General features: G+C 32.3%; 12 protein-coding genes. 2 read left to right on the forward strand and 10 right to left on the reverse strand.

Annotation, left to right across the window (positions count from 1 at the left end; all coding sequences use genetic code 11):
• Window positions 1–23: 23 nt before the first annotated feature.
• From ACUXVC_RS17685 to ACUXVC_RS17705, 5 genes are all read right to left on the reverse strand, one after another.
• Window positions 24–2390: a putative mucin/carbohydrate-binding domain-containing protein gene (locus tag ACUXVC_RS17685; RefSeq protein WP_095690416.1), complete on the reverse strand. Its 2367-nt coding sequence runs from the start codon at window positions 2388–2390 to the stop codon at window positions 24–26.
• A 141-nt stretch (window positions 2391–2531) separates the two neighbouring features.
• Window positions 2532–4772: a M60 family metallopeptidase gene (locus tag ACUXVC_RS17690; protein ID WP_095690415.1), complete on the reverse strand. Its 2241-nt coding sequence runs from the start codon at window positions 4770–4772 to the stop codon at window positions 2532–2534.
• Window positions 4773–5232: 460 nt separating this feature from the next.
• Window positions 5233–6501: a glycoside hydrolase family 5 protein gene (locus tag ACUXVC_RS17695; RefSeq protein WP_089172143.1), complete on the reverse strand. Its 1269-nt coding sequence runs from the start codon at window positions 6499–6501 to the stop codon at window positions 5233–5235.
• 524 nt (window positions 6502–7025) lie between these two features.
• Window positions 7026–7244, reverse strand: a complete 219-nt coding sequence (locus ACUXVC_RS17700) for an aspartate phosphatase (RefSeq protein ID WP_446025793.1) — start codon at window positions 7242–7244, stop codon at window positions 7026–7028.
• Window positions 7245–7397: 153 nt separating this feature from the next.
• Window positions 7398–10127 (reverse strand): sensor domain-containing protein, encoded by a 2730-nt coding sequence (locus tag ACUXVC_RS17705; protein WP_139310390.1) that lies wholly within the window; start codon window positions 10125–10127, stop codon window positions 7398–7400.
• 947 nt (window positions 10128–11074) lie between these two features.
• On the opposite strand from ACUXVC_RS17705, the gene ACUXVC_RS17710 reads away from it, so the two are divergent.
• Window positions 11075–12553 (forward strand): Lsa family ABC-F type ribosomal protection protein, encoded by a 1479-nt coding sequence (locus ACUXVC_RS17710; protein WP_095690414.1) that lies wholly within the window; start codon window positions 11075–11077, stop codon window positions 12551–12553.
• A gap of 152 nt (window positions 12554–12705) precedes the next feature.
• On the opposite strand, the gene hlyIIR is transcribed toward ACUXVC_RS17710, so the two are convergent.
• The 4 genes from hlyIIR to ACUXVC_RS17730 form a co-directional block, all read right to left on the reverse strand.
• Window positions 12706–13311: a hemolysin II regulator HlyIIR gene (gene hlyIIR, locus ACUXVC_RS17715; protein ID WP_000520481.1), complete on the reverse strand. Its 606-nt coding sequence runs from the start codon at window positions 13309–13311 to the stop codon at window positions 12706–12708.
• Window positions 13312–13781: 470 nt separating this feature from the next.
• The gene (gene hlyII / locus ACUXVC_RS17720) at window positions 13782–15020 is read right to left on the reverse strand and encodes a hemolysin II HlyII (protein ID WP_043937930.1); all 1239 of its coding nucleotides are present in this window, start codon (window positions 15018–15020) and stop codon (window positions 13782–13784) included.
• A gap of 304 nt (window positions 15021–15324) precedes the next feature.
• On the reverse strand, window positions 15325–16557 hold the full coding sequence (locus tag ACUXVC_RS17725) for an N-acetylmuramoyl-L-alanine amidase (RefSeq protein WP_095690413.1): 1233 nt from the start codon (window positions 16555–16557) through the stop codon (window positions 15325–15327).
• A 734-nt stretch (window positions 16558–17291) separates the two neighbouring features.
• A complete protein-coding gene (locus ACUXVC_RS17730; RefSeq protein ID WP_089171552.1) occupies window positions 17292–18035 on the reverse strand; it encodes a M15 family metallopeptidase in 744 nt (247 codons plus the stop codon).
• Window positions 18036–18293: 258 nt separating this feature from the next.
• On the opposite strand from ACUXVC_RS17730, the gene ACUXVC_RS17735 reads away from it, so the two are divergent.
• A complete protein-coding gene (locus ACUXVC_RS17735) occupies window positions 18294–18548 on the forward strand; it encodes a SunI/YnzG family protein (RefSeq protein ID WP_000900689.1) in 255 nt (84 codons plus the stop codon).
• Window positions 18549–18626: 78 nt separating this feature from the next.
• On the opposite strand, the gene ACUXVC_RS17740 is transcribed toward ACUXVC_RS17735, so the two are convergent.
• Window positions 18627–21908 carry a VaFE repeat-containing surface-anchored protein gene (locus tag ACUXVC_RS17740; RefSeq protein ID WP_446025794.1) on the reverse strand — a complete coding sequence of 1094 codons (3282 nt, stop codon included), beginning with the start codon at window positions 21906–21908 and terminating at the stop codon, window positions 18627–18629.
• Window positions 21909–22234: the final 326 nt, after the last annotated feature.

Raw genomic sequence — 22234 nt, forward strand, 5'->3', positions numbered from 1 at the left:
TAATAATTAGAATGTTTTTCATGTTACTCTATTTTGTTTAATCCCGTTGAAGTTACTTGATAGGTTCTTTTTTTGCCCATATATTCTTGTTTATTATTCTCAAGATTAATAAGTATAGCGCGTGTTTTTTCTTTTACTGCTTCCCCTTCTATATGGGTAAACTCAATGTAATCCCCCACTTTTACGGGTACGGTTTGGCTTTCAGCAGTTTGCTGTCTATTTCCCACTATTCCCTTATTGTACAAAATACTACCGGTTGAATTCTTTACTGTAATACTTGCATACGTATTATTAAAGTAAGAATGTGGTACGCCCGCTTCTAAATTCACCTGCATTTTCTCTGTTGTCTTATTATAATCTACTTTTGCGATTTCTCTATCACTATATCCTTTTAAAGACCACCCAAAATGATTTCCATCTAAAACCGTTGTTTCTGGCATTTTTTCTACTTTCTTCAAGCCTTCTTTTGTAACTTGATATCTTGCTGTTTTTCCAATGGTTTCATTTTTGTTATTTTCAAGGTTAATTAAAGTTGCTCGCGTTTTTTCCTTTGTTGCTTCTCCTTCTATATGGGTAAATTCAATGTAATCCCCTACCTTGACGGGCACAGTTTGGCTTTCGGCATTTCGTTGTTTATTTCCCACGATTTCCTTATTGTACAGAACGTTACCAGAAGAATTCTGGACCTTAATACTCGCATACGTACTAGCAAAATAGGAATGTGGTACACCTGCTTCTAGTTTTACCTTCATCTCTTCTACCGTTTTATCATAATCTACTTTTGCAATTTCTCTATCACTATATCCTTTTAATGACCAGGCAAACTTGTTTCCTTCTAAAATTGTTGCTTCTGGCATTTTTTCTACTTTCTTCAGACCCTCCTTTGTAACTTCGTATATGGCTTTTTTTCCAAAGCTCTCTTGTTTACTATTATCTACATTTGTAAGAGTAGCTCTATGTACACCTTCTAGATGTGTTAACTCTATATAATCGCCTACTTTGACTGGAACTTTTTGCGATTCAGCATTTTGCTGCTTGTTTCCATAAATCTCTTTGTTATAGACCACTTTACCTGATGTGTTTTGCACTTTAATACTTGCATATGTACTATCAAAGTAGTCATGTGGTACACCTGCTTTTAGATCAATTTGCATTTCTTCTGTTGATTTATTTAAATTTACTTTCGCAAATTCAAAATCTCCAATCCCTTTCAGCGACCATGCAAATTCATTACCTTCAAAAATGTTTGGAGACTCATTTTTGATTTGTACCTTTTTCTCAACAGTTTGATCAAATATATCCGTTAATACAATCTTTGCATAAGCATTTGTTGGTAATGATATAGATTGACTGATTACATTTTGATAGGATTTAATATCATTAATTACGTTAATAGGTTGGCCCGTCATATTTTCATTGTTATAAATTTCAATTTTCCCCTTAAATTGCGGTGTACTATTTTCTTTTAGTTTCCAAGATACATTTAATTTTTCATTTTCATAATATATAGATTGGATATCAAAATCTAGTTTTCCTATTTCAGGTTGAGTAGGTTGATTTAGCGTGAATATTTTTCCTGCCCCAATAGTAGACTGCGTATTACCTCCTGCTTTGACCCATACATATTCTGAAGTAGATCCTCCATCATATTGATAAGTATTATCATGCGTTCCAGAAATACTTTGATTATTCCAAGAACTCCATTGTTTATCAACTAATTTTCGGCTATAACCATTTTTTAGGCGCGCTTCTCGAACATTCTGTCCACTATCAGCCCAGTCTTCTTGAAACATTCCTAATCCATGATTAAATGCAACATTAGCAACCGGAAAGTCCATAATTGCAATTTGATGCCATTTATTCTTTGTTACATCTTTCATCCATTGTCCAAATTTAGTATGACCATTTTCTTGCCATGAACGCATTGTCATTGTGTACCAATTGTAGTCTTTCCAACCATAAGTTGTTTGAACCTTCATTCCTGTTCCTTCTCCTCCAAAGGGTCCAGCTTGCGAATTCGGAGATAAGTATTCGGCCTTTATTGCTTCTTTAGAGGAAATTGGATCCCATAAGGCAAAATGTAAAGTACGTTTTCCATTTTCATCAAACCCACTTTGTTGTTGAAAACCAGCATATCCTCCAGCTTCACCACCTGCATTCCAGTTGTGTACAGCCCAGTACGTATAAGGTGGAGTCTGAACTGGTGACCAGTCTATACTAATAATATCTGAGGCAGGTATATTTTGGGGACTCACATAAACTGCTGGAGCAGCTGAATGTGTTGCAGCTTTAGTGTGCCAAATAGACGTTCCAAACATAGAAAACATGCTACATGTTGCGGTCATTATAATAACTTTATTAAATCTTTTCTTCGTTTTCTGACTAATCACTAATCTACATCCTTTTCTAATTTTTATTATTGAATAATAACTTAGTAGAGAAATCTATCAAAATTCAAACAACATCCAGTAAATCTTTAAAATACTGCCCCAATTTTATGTTGTTCTATCTTCACATCTGATTCTTACATGTTATTTGATTGTAAGTGGTTTCCATAAAGATAACGCAAATATCCAATTCGGGTCACCATTTCCTTGATGATTTTGAACCGCTTCATACACTATCCCTTGATGTTCTACTTTATCGCCCTTTGTATATGCCTTCTTTGGATCCCATTTTTCATAAGATACATTTTGATCTTTGGTTTTTACCGGAAGAATTTCACTTTGAATTGATGTATTTCCAGCTGCATCTACAGCCTTCACTGCATATTTATATTCCTTATTAGCTGTTAAGTTTTGATCAATAAATGTCGTTCCTTGTACGGTTTGAATCAATTGTCCATCACGTAATACCTGATATTCTTTTACACCTATATTATCTGTAGAAGGATTCCATTTTAGCTCTACACTGTTAGAAGTAAGATTGTTTGCATATAATCCTTGTGGCTGTGTGGGAGCTTCTGTATCTGGTTTCGGATTAACAATTTGATTTACTTTTTTCAGGCCATCCTTTGTAACTTCATACATTACTTTTTTATCAAGACTTTCACGTTTATTATTATCTAAATTTATTAATGTTGCCCTCTCTCCGCCTTCTAAATGTGTAAGCTCAATAAAATCGCCGGTCTTTACTGAAACTTTTTGTGTTCCAGCATTTTGCTGTTTATTCCCATAAAACTCCTTGTTATATACTACTTTACCTGATGTGTTTTGCACTTTAATACTTGCATATGTACTATTAAAGTAGTTATGTGGTACACCTGCTTTTAGATCAATTTGCATTTCTTCTGTTGATTTATTTAAATTTACTTTTGCGAATTCAAAATCTCCAATCCCTTTCAGCGACCATGCAAACTGGTTTCCTTCTAATATATTATTTACATTAGGCATATCTGGTTTAATTGGATTAGCATCCGTACCCTTCCAAATCTCTGCTGTTAAAATTGGATATCCTAATGCAGCTACTTTTTGAATGGTATCGTTATTTGGACGTAATCCCCACTTCTCAAAGAAAGGAATCAAATTTTGTTTGGCTACTTTTGATGCTGAAATCATAAATAATTGTTTTTTATTTTCATCAGTTTGTGGAAGTTCACTTGAAGGCATGTCTCTATACAATTGATGCAATTTAGGATAGAAATCCTCTCCATACGCTAACTGTAGTTGCCAAAGCATAACAAGCTTTACAAAAACATCGCTAATTTCATCATAATTTTTATTCACTTGCTCTAGATATTGAAATGCTTTTGGATAAATTCCACTTTTCTCTAAGTTGGATGGTTGATTAAATGCTTTTTCTACAGAAAGGCTGTATATATTATTTTGTACTTCTGTCATATTATAAAACTTCCAGGGCGATTGTTGTCTCAAATGTCCTGCCTCATGCCAAGGGCCCCAGCCATCTGTTATAAATTTATTAATATCTAACACGTATTGGATTGCATCTCCTACATATGCTGTTCGATAAGAAGTTGCATACATATAATAATCAGGAGAATGATTTTCTTCTACGTAATGAACATAATGTTTATCTACTTGTTCTTCAGATAATCCAGCTACTTTGTCTTGAATTCGAGTAGCTTCATCCATCTTTTTTAAGAGTTGTACAGGATCTGTATTAGAACCCAACAAATATTTCTTAACACGTGCAGGGCTGGCCGTAATTAATACACGTTCTCCTTTTAACTCCACTGCATGTGCATTAGGATACTGGTCCAGCATGTTTATTAAATCTTGTTTCGTATGCTTTCCTAGTTCAAAGAAAGGCGTAGTCGTTCCACCTGTTGTAATTGTTGTTCGAATGCTATCTCCTTGTTGTTTATTATAAAAATAAATCATCCCCCCATTTGGAGATTGGATTGTGTTTATACCAGGTTTTAATGTAAATGATTTTATCTTAGAATCTTCTCTCCAAGAAGCATCATACGAATACGTTCCAATATATACCTGAATATCTTGATTACCTTCTACATTAATCGTTATTTGTTCATTTGGCTTTGCATATAAACCAGTTGGTTCATACGGACTAAATGCCATACTTTTTCTTTCCTGTTGTTTTAATACCTCAACATCCCCTTTTCCTGGGACTGTAAATGTTCTATTTTCTGATTTAACTGACTTTTCACTTTGCAGTGATGTCGATAATTTTTTTTGCTGCTCCTTTTTCTCTGCAAAGACATCTGATGAAGACATCATTCCAGTCGCAAGCATAGTTACTGTAGCAGTAGCTGCAAGTATTTTTCTAGTTTTGTGTTTTGAATTATTCCCCATATTATCTCCTCATTTTTCCTTAATACTTTTAAGAATTTTTTTATTTTCTTCTTCATGTTTTTACACTCTAAACTATTCATACTATTTAAGTTGTGTCTATTACTCTATATTTTTTCATAAATATCTCCTTTTCTTTATTTATTATTGTATATAAATGTTATTTGATGACACATTAAATAACAACTTTACGATAAACTCATCGATAACAGCTTATTATGTTTTGATTCTGTATTCTAAACTTCCATCCGATTGGAGAAATATACCCAATTGGAGAAATAAGTAAATAATTTTCAGCATATAAGGATTGAAATCTCACGAAAAATTCATAAAACTTTTTTACTTTAAAGGTTAATACAATTGCAACCACATTTGTTTAAGTCTCCACCTTTTTTGAAAAAAAAGCATCTAATTCCATTTGAATTAGATGCTTACTTTTAGTCCTTAGGACAAATATTCTAAACTATTTATGTGCTTGTAAATCGTTTTTTATTACTTCCCAGAGTGAATTATCTTGAGGCATCGGTTTACCCTCTTCATCCCATTTTATTTTTCCGGTTCCCAATTCATAATTCATCCCTGTCCATGTGTCTTCACGGAATGCATAGAATGATTTATGCCAACCTTTTTGGTTGAAGATAGAAATAAGATCTTGCATGTATTGGGTAGCTCCTGGAACAGTACGGTTAATTCCAAACTCCTCTGCAATAATTCGATTAGATGATACATGATTTTTCTTAGACCATTGTTGGATTGGCTTCAAAAATTTCTCTAATCCCTGCTTATTCCACATTACAGGTTTCTCTAAATCTCCTACTTTTACTAATCCTGGATATTGATACTCCTTGTTTTGTTTTTCACCTTGACTCGTTAATTCATATGGTTCATACATATGAAATGCATATAGTGTTTTTTTATCATTTACTGGTTTTAAATATTTAAAGGCCCATGGAGTAGCATATAAACCTGAATCTAAAATAATCGGCGTTTCCTGGTCTACTTCACGAATGGAATTGATCACTTTTTGATACAATCTGTTTAAATCGGCTGTCGTTCCCTTCACTTTTGAATACCATTTCTCATAATCTTCCGTCCAAAAATCATTATATCTATTATTTTTAGCTGTTTCTGGATGTGGTTCATTTATAATATTATAACCAACCACCGCAGGGTGATCTTTTAATTCCAGAGCAAGATCCTTCCAAAATTGACTTGCTTGTTCTTGATACTTCTCTTCTTCCCATATTCTGTCGTCATTCTTGTTATTATTAAATTGGCGCCATCGATCACCAGGTAAGGATAACATTGTAAGAACAACTTTCATTCCTTGTGATTGTGCGGCATCTAAATCCGCCTTTAATTTTTCTAAATCCTCCTTTACTAATCCCTGATAGTTATCTGCATTACCTATCAGAAAATCCTTTCCATAAGTATCTGGTTTATCCTCAAATAGAAAACCTTTATCTTTTGCCCATTTATCAGGTGCTAAACGTACATATTCAATATTAGCTTCTTTTGCACTTTTATAGTTTTCAGGTAATGACGTACTATTCATGAAATTAGTACCCTTTCTTTTCGAATCCCAAAAACTAATTTTTGAATCGCCCTTGTGGTATGTATCAGCTCTTACATTCATTTCCTGTACTCCAAAACTCATCATGCCTAATAACGCAACAATTGGCAAAAATTTTTTCACAACTTTTCCTTCTTTCTCTTTATATTTAACACACATAACATACCTTTGTTTTGTTACAGGAATATGGCAATTCCCCAAAAATTCCTTTTTAGTTTATAAGATCGCAGCGCATTCATAAAAATGAAAGAGATAATTAGAACATTGCTTCATTTTCAAAGAAACAAAAAAGGAATCCTTTACGGATTCCTTTTTGCAATTCACTCTTTTTCAAATGGTACATTTTGCACCTATTTTTAGTATACCTTATAATTCCTATAAAATAAATAAGATTAAATGAAATTCACTTCAAATTGTGATAGAAAACATAATTAAGAAGCGCAGATAACTAAATATTATCCCTTTTATTAAATAAAAAAGATTAAATAATTCTCCCTCCAAACTAGGACCCCTTTACACTTTTTACAAATATTGTTATAATTAGATAAACCAGAGCATTACCCCATTAACAAAGGGACTCCATAATTGGAGTCCCTTTGTTAATTAGCTATTAAAAATGATAGCATGTGATTATTGTATAATTTCTTCCTTTTTTAGATCTGCATATTCTTCTACGAAATCCCCTAAACCTTGCTTTTCGAAGTAAGAAATACTTTTTTCACTTCTTCTAAGAGTTTAATTGCTTCATCTTCATTAAGAGAACGTAAAATATTGAAATGATATACATACTCTTCATTTCCTAATTCCATACAAACTGCTAATCCTTTTTCAAATTGCTTTAAGAATATACAAGCTGTCCCTAATGAGTTTTCACAAGAAGCAATTTTCACCTCATATCCCATTAGCCCAAAATACCAGGAATATAGATACTTATTTTACTTTCAAAGGCTGAAACCTTGCTGCATAACTACTGAAAATAAACATAAGAAAGACGTTCAAATCCATATGGATAGAACGTCTTTTCACTTTACTTTATACAGATACTGATTTTTCACTTATTCATTTTGCATTGTACTTAAAAAATCGATAAATTCATCTTCATTTACAGGTTTACTGTAGTAATAGCCTTGAATTAGATAACATGCATTACGTTGCAACACTGTTAATTGTTCTTTCGTTTCTACCCCTTCTGCTATCACTTTCATGTTTAAAGTATGAGCAAGTGAAATAATGGTTTGTATAATTTCATCTCCATCAGTAAAAGTTCCGATCCTATTAACAAATTCTTTTGGAATTTTCAAAGTATCAATTGGATAAAGAGGCAAATACGCTAGTGAAGAATAACCTGTACCAAAATCGTCAATTGATAAATGTACACCATATGATTTTAATACTTTTAACTTCGATAAGGTTTCTTTTTCATCTACCATTGCTATTCGCTCTGTTAATTCCAAATCAATTGAATTAGCAGGTACTCCTATCTCTTCTATGGTAGATATCATTGTTTGAACAAAATCTTTCTGTTCAAACTCTATAGCTGATAAATTTATCCCCATCTTTAGATTTGAATAGCCCGCAGAATACCATTCTTTCAGTTGTCGACACGCTTTCTGTAACGTCCACTTCCCAATTGAAATAATCTGCGCCGTTTCTTCTGCGATAGGTATAAACTCAAAAGGAGAAATCAGCCCAAGCTCTGGATGTTGCCAGCGTATTAAAGCCTCTGCACCAATAACCTTACCTGCCTTACTATCAATTTGTGGTTGATACAATAAAAACAACTCATTATTTTCAATTGCATTTGGTAAATCCTGTTCTAATCGTAATCGACGAGTTACTTTTTGTGATAATGTCTCGTCATACATACAAACAGCATTGTTACCTTTTTCCTTTGCGCTATACATAGCGATATCAGCGTGTTGTAAAAGTGTAGTAGTATTTATTCCTCCAAATGGATACACTGCTATTCCTATACTAAGAGATAAGTAAAAACTATGCTGATTTACTACAAATGGTTCTTCAGTTATACGAAATAGAGTTTTACACAAATCCAATAGCTGTTGCTCCGTTTGGTTATGGACAATGATTGCAAACTCATCTCCACCTATTCTTGCTAGAGGAATAGTCGGTGACAGACATGTCCTAAAACGTTTGGCAACTTCTTTTAAAACTCTGTCACCAATCGAATGACCCAATGTATCATTAATGGTCTTAAAGCGATTTAAATCAATATACAGGAGCCCGAACTTATCCTGTGTTTTTTGTGCACGCTTAATGGATCTATCTAATTCTTGTTGGAAGAATATACGATTTCCAATCTCCGTCACCGTATCATGGAATGCAAGATAATTTATCTCATCCTGTTGTTGTTTCATCCTCGTTATGTCTTTTACCATTACATAACTCCCAAAGGTTTGTCCTTCTATCATAATAGGAACTATAGTGACATACCAAAAGAGGATATCCTTCTCATTGTTATTTTTCACACGTAACTGTAACGAAGATGAACTACATCGTTTCCCTTTCTTTATAGCCGATTCCAATTCAGATTTATCTTCATCTAAAAAAATAGAGAAGCACTCTTTCCCTATTAATGCAGCACTTTCTTTTCCTAATAACATACTTCCAGCCTGGTTTATATTTAATACGATACCATTTGAATCAATCGTTAAAATAGGATCTGGATGATACTCATATAAAGACTTAAATCTCTCTTGATTTTTTACCAAATCATTAGATTTGTTTATTAAATCCCGTGTTCTTTGAGTTACTGTTCGTTCTAATTGATTATTAAACACTTTTAAGGCCTCGGTTAAATCCTTGTTTTGCATTCGTACAATTGTATGACGAATCAGTACAAATACAAAAGCAATACAATTTCCCGTAATCAATGTAGCTGAAGAAGTTTGTTCTTTCAAAGTAAAGCCAATTAAGACTGCAACTGCAAGATAAGGAAATATGACAAGAAGTTTCTCTCCAAATGTTGGATTGACAATAAAATAATTTCTTTTAGAAGAAGTATTCTTTGGAATTGTAGCAGCAATAGCGATAAATAATAGGAAAACTCTATACAAACACCTTAATAATATAACTGAACGATCTGACAAATCATCTTGTAAGTAAAAATATAAGTAGTCCGTAATAGCCAATCCAGTTAATACTAGGATAAAAATAAACAATTTACTTTTTGCATTGAAAATAGCAGGTCGAAAGATTAGTGTAACTCCAAGTAATAGAAGCAATAAATCTATAATCGGAAAAATAAATGAAAGAAAAACATCTCCAATTGAAAAGAATAAGATATTTGCAGAAGGTTTATTAAATAGGTACCACTCTAATGTAAAAATAGCAGTAACAACAATGCATAAATCACAAAGTAAATACGCTTTCTCCCATTTGTTACATTCCATCATAATTTTATAAAAAAACGCAAAGAGAAAGAAAAATAAGAAAAACAACAAAAATACATCAGAGATACTAAAATTTTGTATTGGTAATTCTACATTAAGTACTTGAAAAGCAGATATGAAATTTCCTATCAGGAAACACCCTATCGCAATAATTATGCAAATCCAGAATACTCCTAACTTAATTTTTCTGGATAATATAGAATACAGTAATGAAATAAATACAGTAGTTTCAACAACTAAAGATGATAGCCGGATATTAAAATCTGATACGAAATAATGATTCGGAAGAACAAATAAAAATATACAGCAAAAGCTTATATAAGCTATTAAAGCCAATATCAATACATAAAATTGCACATATGCATGTTTACGCAATGGACTCACCTTCTTGAGTTTTTTCTATACTTTTATTAAGAAATGTCTTGATAGTGGCACAACTCCTACTAATTAAAATGTGTGCTACCTATTATCCATATTATGACCTTTTTAAAAGATTTTTTTCTACATACAACAGTCTTATTAACTTTTTGTAGATTTTTACAATTTCCAATACTGAGGATTCCAAAAAGGATCAGTTAAAAAATGTAGTTTTTCAAGTATTTGTGCATCGTAAATTTGGATTGTACAACTTATCTACTCTTTAAATATGAGATAAAATCTAATCCTCTATTGAATTATAGTTAGTTGCTAACTGTCACACTTAAAAAGGAATGAAAATATACTATCTTTAACATAGAAATTCGAATTAGTTTTCGAAACTAACTGTAACAATTATAGTTACAACTTAGATTGATGTCAATTTCATCTTTCCTCCTTACTCAAAGAATTATAAATAATCTAGGATTAGGTGAAGCTGAAGCTGATATTGCATCTCTCTAAAAAGAATGTTACTCTAAAAATAGAATTATGAAAGGAATGATGGATGAATAATGATTAACTAATTTATATTTTAAGTTGAATTTTATAACTTCAAACTACAAAATATAGGGTTAGTCTATCCATTTTTAAAATTCAGTTCATACTTTATTTGTCATGATTCAAATGATTAATAAGTACTTATTAAGTATAGACGAAAGACTAATCCTTCCGATTACAATTGGGGGATTTTTTTATTCCCGTTTATGTTAGTTGGAACTTATTAATTGTTAAATGTACCTAACAAATAAAGGAGCGAGAAAAATGAGTACTTCAGACACTATTGTTACACATGTAATGCTCTATATAAGTCGTTAATATCCATCAAACTTATATAGAGCAATTAAAAAATGGATGGATGTTCCGACTTTATACGAAACGTTTCGATATATAAAGGAGGAATTATTATGTCAATGATAAAAGTCCAAGATTTAACTTTTTCATACCCAGGTAGCTTTGATAATATTTTTGAAAGTGTAAACTTCCAAATAGATACGGATTGGAAGCTAGGATTTATCGGTAGAAACGGACGAGGTAAAACGACATTCTTTAATTTATTGTTAGGGAATTATGAGTATGGTGGGAAAATCCTTGCTTCGGTAGAATTCAATTACTTCCCCTACTCTGTTGCAGATAAGAACAAATTCACTCATGAAATCCTTGAAGAAATTTGTCCCCAAGCAGAAGATTGGGAATTTCTGCGTGAGATATCCTATTTAAATGTTGATGCTGAGGTCATATACAGACCATTTAAAACATTATCAAATGGGGAACAAACAAAGGTGTTGCTTGCTGCACTGTTTTTAAATGAGGGCCAATTCCTATTAATTGATGAACCAACAAATCATTTAGATACTGATGCACGAAAGATAGTCTCTGATTATCTAAGGAAGAAAAAAGGATTTATTTTAATTTCACATGACAGAATCTTTTTAGATGGGTGCGTTGACCATATCCTATCTATAAATAGAGCAAATATTGAAGTTCAGAGTGGTAACTATTCTTCTTGGAAGTTAAATTTTGATAGACAGCAAGAGCACGAAGAGGCTACAAATGAGCGTCTACAAAAAGACATAGGGAGATTAAAACAGTCTTCCAAGCGTTCAGCAAGTTGGTCTCATGATGTGGAAGCTTCAAAAAATGGAACGAGGAATTCAGGCTCTAAGTTGGATAAGGGGTTTGTAGGTCATAAAGCAGCCAAGATGATGAAAAGAGCAAAAAACCTTGAATCAAGACAACAAAAAGCTATTGAAGAAAAGTCAAAATTACTAAAAAATGTGGAGAAAACTGAGTCCTTAAAATTGGAACAATTACAATTTAAATCAAATGAATTGATTACTTTGGTTGATGTTTCCGTTAAGTACGATGATCAAATTGTGAATGATCCGATTAGCTTCATAGTTGAACAAGGTGACCGAATTGTACTTGATGGAACGAATGGGAGCGGAAAAAGTAGTATCCTAAAACTAATTTTAGGACATCCGATACAGCATACAGGCTTAGTTATTTTAGGTACAGGACTCATCATTTCCTATGTCCAACAAGATACTTCTCATTTAAGGGGATCGCTATCAGACTTTATTGAACAGCACAAGATTGATGAGACCTTATTTAAATCCATCCTACGTAAGATGGACTTTGACCGAATTCAATTTGAGAAAGATATATCTCATTATTCTGGTGGACAAAAGAAAAAACTGCTTATCGCTAAAAGCTTATGTGAAAAAGCTCATATATATATATGGGATGAACCACTAAATTTTATAGATATCTATTCCCGTATGCAAATCGAAGAGCTTATTCAACAATTTAATCCCACAATGGTTATTGTTGAGCATGATAAAGCATTTCAACAAACAGTTGCAACAAAAACTATATCTATGTAGCTCAAAACGAATACTTGAAAATATAATCAGCAAATTGAGTCATTGAATTATAAATATTTTAATGACGTGTTGAAAAAAGCCTAATTTCTCTACAATACATTGAGAAATTAGGCTTTAAATAGTAATAATAGAATTCATATACACTGAATAATTTACACGTTAGGTTTATCTGTTAATGCAGTAACAATTCTGTCCACTAAGTCTTCTGGCATCCATTCATGATTTGTATCATTCGTTTCATTTGGCCCTAAAGAATCAATAAACTTTTTAAACTTTGGAAATAAAACAATAGAAGTGATCCAATGTATCGTATGATTTATGGAGAAGAAATGAAAAACTTCTTGCTTTTCACCCTCCTGTAATATTTCTTTTAACTGTTCAAAATTACCTATGAAATACGGTTTAATCTTTTCTAATCGTGCACTTTCCTTAATAATCTCCTCATATGCCAACGATCCAATTTCAGGGTTCTCTTTTATATGTATAGTAAAAACCGTTAAATATTCTCTAAGGGCATCGATAGGATCAAATTGATTCTTCTCAAGAAAATTGGGTAGCTCATTAGCAAGGCCATATTTCTTAAATACCTCATAATATAGGTTTTCTTTCCCATTAAAATAGTAAGAAGCCATAGCAACATTCACTTTCGCTTCTTTTGCAATTTCTTGTATGCTCGTACCTTCGTAGCCACGCTCTCCAAATTTTTTCTTAGCAGCCTTTAAGATATTTTCCATCGTCTGCTCTCGAGATTTCCCCATTTCACACACCTCAAATAGTATATATTTCACTTCAAAAACCCAATAAGGACTTTGAATAGAGTATCTTTTTAATGAAATTTAATTATATATTTAAAGTGATAACTTAACAACCGATGAGGTTCTGATTACTTTAAACAATATCCCCTTGCGTAGCATCAATAGCTTTCAACTACTTTACGCTCTTTTCTAATTGAGTAAAAGAATAGACAAAAAACATCTAATTTCATCTTAATTTCGTGCGCGAATAAAAACATAATAAGGACCAAAGTTTATTTATTTTATAGATAAACTTTGGTCCTTTCGTTACATTATACAGATTTAAAATAAAGTGAAACTTTAATCAGTGGGGGTTTTGTTCATCCACCACTGATTATTAGGTGAACCAATCGGGCTGCCCGTTAATGCGGGATAAACTAGTATACTCGTATCTTGATGAGATAATTATCCATCAATCGTCCATCATTTTCTGACTAAATCTGTTTAATCTCGATATAAGGTCCTTTAATGTTTAATTTGTTAATATCATTAGATATATTGCCTACAGTTGATTTTTCATTAAAAGTATAGACCTTTTCACCATTTACAAAGATACCCCAATTTTTATCTTCGTAACTGATACCATAACCAGCATTGCTAGACGTAGCTTTGAGTTGATTTCCATTCATTGAAAGAGATAATTTCCCTTTTCCTTTGTTAAGTTTATCATTCACGCTGTTGATACTATTCATTTGTTCTTCAAGGGCTTTTTGATTATCAAGAGTAACTTGATGATTTTTCCAGTCTAATTTATAGTGGTTCGTAAAGAATTCATTATATGTATCTTTATTATTTGTTCCCCACCATTTTGAACTTACCCATTCGATATTGTACTGATCTGAAATTCTACGATTTGTTATTTTTAAATCTGATGTAGTTTCTGTTTTATCAGCAGTAATAACCGCTACTACGTTTGGAGAAAAACCATATCCTGTTAAAGCTGGTACTGTATCTTTTGAAACAAAATTATTCGTTCCTTCATTATAACTACGTGATTTCATAAATAGTTGATTACCATAGAAAGTATTGAATGAATCACGATTATAAATTCCCCACTCTGGGAAATTAAATGATTGGAATCCTACTTTCCAATTTAATTTTTTATCTGTGTGAGTCTCTAATACCGTTTTATAATCTACTTGATCATAAGATACACTTTCTTTCCAAGCAAAGCTACCTGTGATACTTGCATCGGCATTTGGCCCTTTATCATTTACTCCTACTTTAACACTTCCACCAAGTGTATACCCTACCTCAGAAGTGACCTTTGCTGAAGTCATTGTATTAACTGGGGCAGCTTTATGGAATTGAGCACTATCACCACTTGTTATTTCTGCTTCAGTATGATAGGCTGATGGCCATTTTAAACCTGCGTTATAGTATCCGCTATTAATTGTATATTTAGCATCTATATTACTACCATCAGTGGTAACAATTGCAATCTTTTTATCTGCGTAAGGATCCTCAATAAAAGAAACTTTTATTGAATTTTTGATATTCTGCTTCATGTCATAAGTAGTTTTAAAACTATTATAGACCTTCCCACCATTTTGAAGATTTTCCACAGTTCCTTTAGAATCTGCAAATGCAGATGTTGCTTGTAAACCAAATGATCCAGACATAATAACGGACACTACCGCAACGCATTTAGCTATTTCTTTTGCTTTTTTCATACAGACAGCCACTCCTTCTTAAACATTTAAAAGATATAAATATATTATTTCTAGTTCACAAAAATAGAGATAGATTCATAGCCATACAATATAGAAATTCATTAACTTTTATGACACTAACTAAAAACACATGTTTCACTAATCTTCCTCTCACTATTATTGAGAACTATTATCAACATTATTAAAACATAAAATAACGATTTAAACAACAATTTTAAATACAAATTTAAAATTGTTGTTTAAAAAACTGCAAAAAAATTATAGAATTCTTCATTTCGAGAATTACTATATTTTCAATTACTTATTACAGCCTATATTCAGATACATTATTTCCTTTCCATTCATAATAATCTAAAATTCCTTCATAAATGGCTTCTGCTGCAATTTTTCTGCCATTTTCCGTAGATAATTTACTGTAATCAATACCATTATCTATAAACGCCAGTTCCGTCAACACAGCTGGCATGTCATTTTCTCTTATAACATGAAGGTCTCCATGTTTAACTCCTCTATCTCGTGTTTGAAGTGCCTCTACTAAACGTGTTTGAATTTTTTCCGCTAAAACACGACTTTCTTCCACATGAGGATTTGTTTTTTCGGATTTAGAAGATTTATAGTAATATGTTTCTGTCCCTTTTGCATTACCATTAAAAGCATTTGCATGTACGCTTATAAAGATATCACCCTGATTTTTCTTAGCAAATTTAACACGTTCCTGTAAAGAACTTTTTTGATCATGTCCTGGTCTATTATCAGATTGACGAGTTAATAAAACTGTAAATGGTGTATGCTTTTCAAGTAATTGTTGTAGACGTAAAGAAGTGTCTAGTACAATCTTACTTTCAGGTAATCCCTTTGTGGATTTCCCAGGATCTTCGCCACCATGTCCAGGATCAATAATGATTATTTTGCTTTCTAATGGGTTTTTTGGACGATGTTGCATCATATCTGTTTTTGCAGTAAGTTGAGCAGCTTCAGCACGTGTTATAAATCTATTTGGTTGCCAACCGTTCTCAGTACCATTAGAAATTTTCAAACCGATTAAAATATTGGCATATTTTTCTCCCCAATGGCCTTTTAAATCTTCAAATTTAACCTGCTCGTTATGATTTGGTGTGCTTTGTAGTTTATATGCATTTACTAGCATCGTAGCCATAGCAGCGCGAGTTACTTTTCCGGATGGATTGAAGATTCCATTACCCTCACCTTTAACAATACCAGCTTTTTCAGCAGCAGCAATATACGGAGTAGCCCAGTGGTTTTGTGAATCTGTAAATGATGGTTTTGCATTAGAGTCAATTTGTATACCTAAAACTTTTGTCATAATTTTTGTAGCTGAAGCTCTGTCTAATGAGTCATTTGAACCGAAAGTTCCGTCTGGATAGCCATTCAATACCTGTTTATCAACTAAATAATTAACGGATTTGTCCGCCCATGCAGGAACATCTGGGAACTTATGAGTATTTGCAAATGTATTAGATGAGTAGGATAATAAACTTCCAGCAAGAATTCCTGTAGCAATTAATTTGTATTTCAAAATGAACACCTCTATCAAGTTATTACAATTTGGTAAATATATCATTTATAATTAATCTTTAAATAATACGACCTTGAATAAAGAATAGATTAATCCGTTTATATTAACATATAACGGATAATGAATTTAAAATCGAACTATTACTCTAAAAATAATCCTCGGACATACACTTATAGATAGAGATTATTAAATATACTCACCAACATCGTGTAACCAGTATAGTTACTTATACATACGAGTGTCAATTAAAATAACCTTACATTTTTGTAAGATAACCACCTTAATAGTAAATCAAGTAATTATTAAATATTATAAATAGTTACTAGATATAATAAAATAACAATCTTAAATTTTGAACAAAGACTAATTATTTTAATAGGAAAATAACTTATAACAACCGCATTTTCAACAATGCTTTTGAATCCTACTTTACTCTATAATTCTCTGTTATATCCCAACGTGAATGCTCCTATAATATAGGCGATTGCTGCAATGAATACTAGTATTTCCTCAAAAAACATCTCTAGAAGCCACCTAAAGTAGCCTTTATTAATACACTCACACAATCCATCTTTTCACTCCCTTAAGACATCCTCAAATTTTACAAGGACTGAAAAAAGAAGAGGGATACCTTCCCTCTTCACCAAAAAAATTAAAAAACACCTTAATTTATATCCCCTGCCTTTTACAATCTCACGTCTATTGATAGCCAGTTTAATTCTTCAATTCTATTTTCATAGATTCATGTATTCTTCTAAAGTCTGCTTTTGTTTATATATATTTTCAGCAATATCTCCTACATAGCGAATATGCCAAGGTTCATATGCATAACCTGTAATACTTTCCTTTCCCTTAGGATAACGAATGATAAACCCTGCGCGATGCGCGTTTTCTTTCAGCCATTTTCCTTCCTTCGTATTAGCAAAGGATAACTCTAGTTCATTGTTCGCACTTTTAGAAGAAACGTCCATTGTTAGCCCTGTTTGATGTTCGCTATGTCCTGGTTTTGCCGAGAAGCGATCCGTATGCTCTTGTCCTTTTCTTTTCACATTGTTTGCATACAGTCGTTGTTGATAGTCATAGGAACGAAATCCCGAAACAGCATTTAACTGAATCCCCTCCTGCTTTGCTAAATCAAATAACTTTTCCAGTGCTTCTGCCGCCTCTTTACGGAGGTGGCTCTTTTCTACCGTTCCACTAAATGAGAATGGTACATTTGGTACAACTAAATCCTCTGGTTTATAGTCTTCGGGTAATCCATATTCCTTATTAACTACAGCCTGTATACTAGCAAAAGAACTTTCATTGTATTTTGATTGCCCTTTTCCTCTACTATCTTTCTCTTTATTTATGGAGTTTTCACGAGATTCATAGTTCGTCTTATCTGGTTCTTTACCAATAGATTGATTGGTGTAAATTATAAAGATACCTAACATCATAATTACACAAATGAAAATCCCTATTAATTTAAGTCTCATTATTCATTTCCTTCCTGCAACTCTTACTATTTCTCGTTCATAATATCTCAACCATATCAAATTCATACTAATTTGAAGTGAACTTTTGTTCTTACCATATTTCTTAATAGAAAGACTGTATATCCTTCTATTTGTTTGACATCATTAAGATGCTCGCAAATATAAATAAATTCTATTCCTACATATAGATAAAAAATCTAAAAATTTATATAATAAGATTAGAAGTGTAGCGTATTATTATTGAAGGGTCTTGGTATAATGCTAGGCATTAATGTAAAAAAAACAAATGAAGAGTTAATTATTTCATGGCAATTGGCGGAGATTACAATTCCATTACGTGATGTGATTGAGATTACCGAAGATGCTACCTATGCTGGTGTTGAAGAAGTAGATGTCATACGTATTGGAACAGCTTATGGGACAACAGACCGTATTTTAATTAAAACAGTAAAACAAAATTATGTATTATTTACTACAAATAAATTTGCTATTTTAAATGCCATTCACGCTTAAATATAGGAGTCTTCTTGGCTAAAATGATAAAAATAAGCACATCTTGTTATAAAAACAGATGTGCTTATTTTTTAATTTCTATGCATTTTTACGTTTTAAGAAAATCACTCCACCAACAATTAACAGTAATGCGCCTGCAGCCATAGAGATCCAACTTGTAAGATTAGTACCTGTTTGCGGTAACCATCCAATTTTAGATTGAATTTCTTGCTTAGGTTGTGGTTGTTCTTTTACTTGCTCGTTAGGCTGCTCTGGTGTTGGAGTATTTTTATCTGAATTTGGCTGTTCTGGTTTAGGTTGTTCCGGCTTTACCTCTTTAAATTTCACTGTTTGTCCCTTATCTTCAATTTCAGCGTGAATAGCTACTAATATATTATCTTGATACAGTTCTTCAAACACTACTACTTCTTTATCTTGTAATGCAGAAGCATTAAATGTGAAATCTAGTGTGATAGAACCATTCTTCTCTTTAGCAATAAACTTAGATTCTACTGTTACTTCTTTACCATCAACTAATAATGGCTTGTTTGTTGCTTTATCCATCAGTTTACCTTTTACAACATACTCTTTACCCACGACTAAGTCTTTGTATTCCACTTTATCTTGGATTGTTACAGATTTAGAAGCGTCTAACTCTTTAGAACCATCAGCTTTGTTTATAGCTGTCGTTTTAATAGAAGGTTCTACAAATCGAACTGTTTGACCTACATCGTTAATGTCAGCATGTGTTGCAATTACTTGACCTTCATGTAATAAGTCTTCAAACACGACTACTTCTCTTCCTTGCTGTTCAGCACCAACAAAAGTAAAGTCTAGTGTTACAAGACCGTTCTTTTCTTTTGCAGTAAACTTCGTTTCAGCTGTTACTTCTTTTCCATCAATTAATAATGGTTTGTTAATAGCTTTGTTCATTAGTTTACCTTTTACAGTGTACTCTTTACCTACAACTAAGTTAGTATACTCCACTTTGTCTTGAATAGTGATAGAATCCTTTGAATGAATCTCTTTTCCACCATCAGCTTTGTTTGTTGCTGTCGTTTTTACTGATGGCTTAACGAACTTAACTGTTTGACCTTTATCATTGATATCAGCATGTGTTGTAACAATTTTTCCTTCTTTCAATAACTCTTCGAATACTACTACCTCTTTTTCTTCTAAACCAGTTGCATCAAATGTGAAGTCTAATGTAATAGAGCCATTTGCTTCTTTTGGTGTAAACTTCGTTTCAGCTGTTACTTCTTTACCATTTACAACTAATGGTTTATTAGTCTCTTTATTCATTAATTTACCTTTTAAAGTGTATTCTTTACCTACTTGTAGGTCTTTGTATTCCACTTTATCTTGGATTGTTACAGACTTAGACGTGTGCATTTCTTTTGTACCATCTGTTTTATCAGTAGCTGTTGTTTTTATTGAAGGAATCTTTTCATCTTTGACAATGTGTTTAATGATTTGACCATTCTCTTTAATTTCAAAAGAGAACGTTTCTTCATTTAATACATAACCTTTTGGTGCAACAGTTTCTTTATATGTGTATTTTCCAAATGGTAATTTTTCAAATTTAGCGATTCCTTTATCGTCTGTTTTTCCTTTTACTACTTCTTTTCCTGCTTCGTTATAAATCGTAAATTCTGCATTTGGAAGCTTGTTATTTCCATCAGCTACATCTACCTTTGTAATTTCTAGATCACCTTTGATAAGATGATTAACTGCCAATAACTCAATAATCTTCCCATGTTCCTTTATTTCGAACATAATTTGTTCTTTAACAAGAACGTAACCATGTGGAGAAGCCTTTTCTACAAATGAATATTTACCATACGCTAAATCTTTGACGTTAATCTCGCCATTTTTATCTGTCTTATATTCCCCAACTACTTTTCCACTCTCATCTTTCAATTCAAATACTGCACCTTCTAATTTTTTGCTAATATCTTCATTATCTACTTTTAGTAATTTTACACTACCTTTCACTTCGGTATTTTCCACTGTAAAAGTAAGTGTTTTATTGTGCTCTTTAATTTCAAAAGGATACTTTGTTTTATTTCCAATATATCCATTAGGTGTTTTTGTCTCTAAGAAATAATACTTACCATACGTAAGACCTTCAACGTTTGCAATTCCATTTTCTTTTGTTACTACTTTTTGCACTTCTTTTCCATCTTCAGTAAAGACTGTGAATTCAACATTTGGTAAAACCTTTCCTGAATCACTGAGCTTTTTAATTTCGATGTTACCTTTTACTTTGTTATTTACTATTTGGACAGCTCCTGTTTCTCCTGTCTTAACTTCAATAGTTTGTGGTTTATCATCTGAAACGTAGCCTGTTGGTGCTTTAATTTCTTTTAATGTGTAAGTACCAATTGGTAAGTTGTTTAATTCTGCCATACCATCAGCACCAGTCGTGATTTTTCCAACTGATTCATTATTTGCATTAAAGACCTCAAATACTGCGCCAGCTAAAACTTCTCCATTTTCTCCAACCTTTTTAATTTTTAAAGAACCAGCTGCTTCCCAATTTACTGCAAGATCACTACTAAGCTTTTCTTCATTTCTTTCTAATAGTACTGTAGCATTCTGAACAGTATCCGTACCACGGTAAGCAATTGCTTGAACTTTAGTTAAATTAGCAGCAACACTTAAATTAAATTCACCCGTTTTTGTATTCTTAGGAATTTGGATACGAAATTTTTCTCCAACTGAAAGCTGATCTTTCACTTCTCCATTTTCACTTACAATTCTAACTCCATTAGGTGCATTTTTCGCTACTACCTTATAAGAACCACTCTTAGCATTTGTTTGTACTGAATATAGATTTGTTTCGAAGAATTCACCCTTTAATTCTGCTTTTTGCTTTTCAGCAGGAATCACATTCATAAAAACATCTTGAGTCTCTTCACTATTATTAGCATTACTAATAATAGCCTTAGCTGCTTTTTCAACATTTTTATTCTCATGTTTTAATTCATTTACATCGAGTTGACCTAATGCATTCCAAACCGCAAGTTGCGTTGCATAATGCGCTTCATTCTTATTAGCTACTCCCAGCTGTTCAGCACTTTTTTGCGGGAAACCATTTAATAAGACTCTATATACTACATTATCTGTTTTCCCCATTTCAGGAAGATCTTCACCATTTGGTGATTTTAATCCAAGGGTTAAGCAATAAGCAATTTGACCACTTGAATTTTTAATCATTTCAGTGCGAATGTACTTACCTAGACTATTACTATAACTCCAGTCCATTGAATATTTCTCATGCGTCATAACCTCTGCACTAGCCCTAGGTAAAAATACATTAAGGAATAATGCCAGTACTGATAATAATGTAAAAACTCTTATAATGACTCTCTTACCCAATTTTGTAACCTCCCTAGAATAAATTAATCCGAGTATATATCGCAATATCTAAAACATTCACGACCGACCCGATTATCATTATAAAACAATAAATTACAAATATTAAATAATTTTAATGAAATAGTCAAAAAATTTACACATTTTATTATTTATCAAGTTTTTTAACGAATTTACTATATACAAATTCTAAAATGCGCCTACAATTTAAAAAACAAATATGTATGTTAAATATATAAATAGCAATTCCTTTACTCCAGTTATTAAGCTTTCCCCCTATTAAAAATATCCTCTACATTTTCTTGTTAACCTGAGTAACTTATACACCT

Source organism: Bacillus sp. N6 (assembly GCF_052805735.1).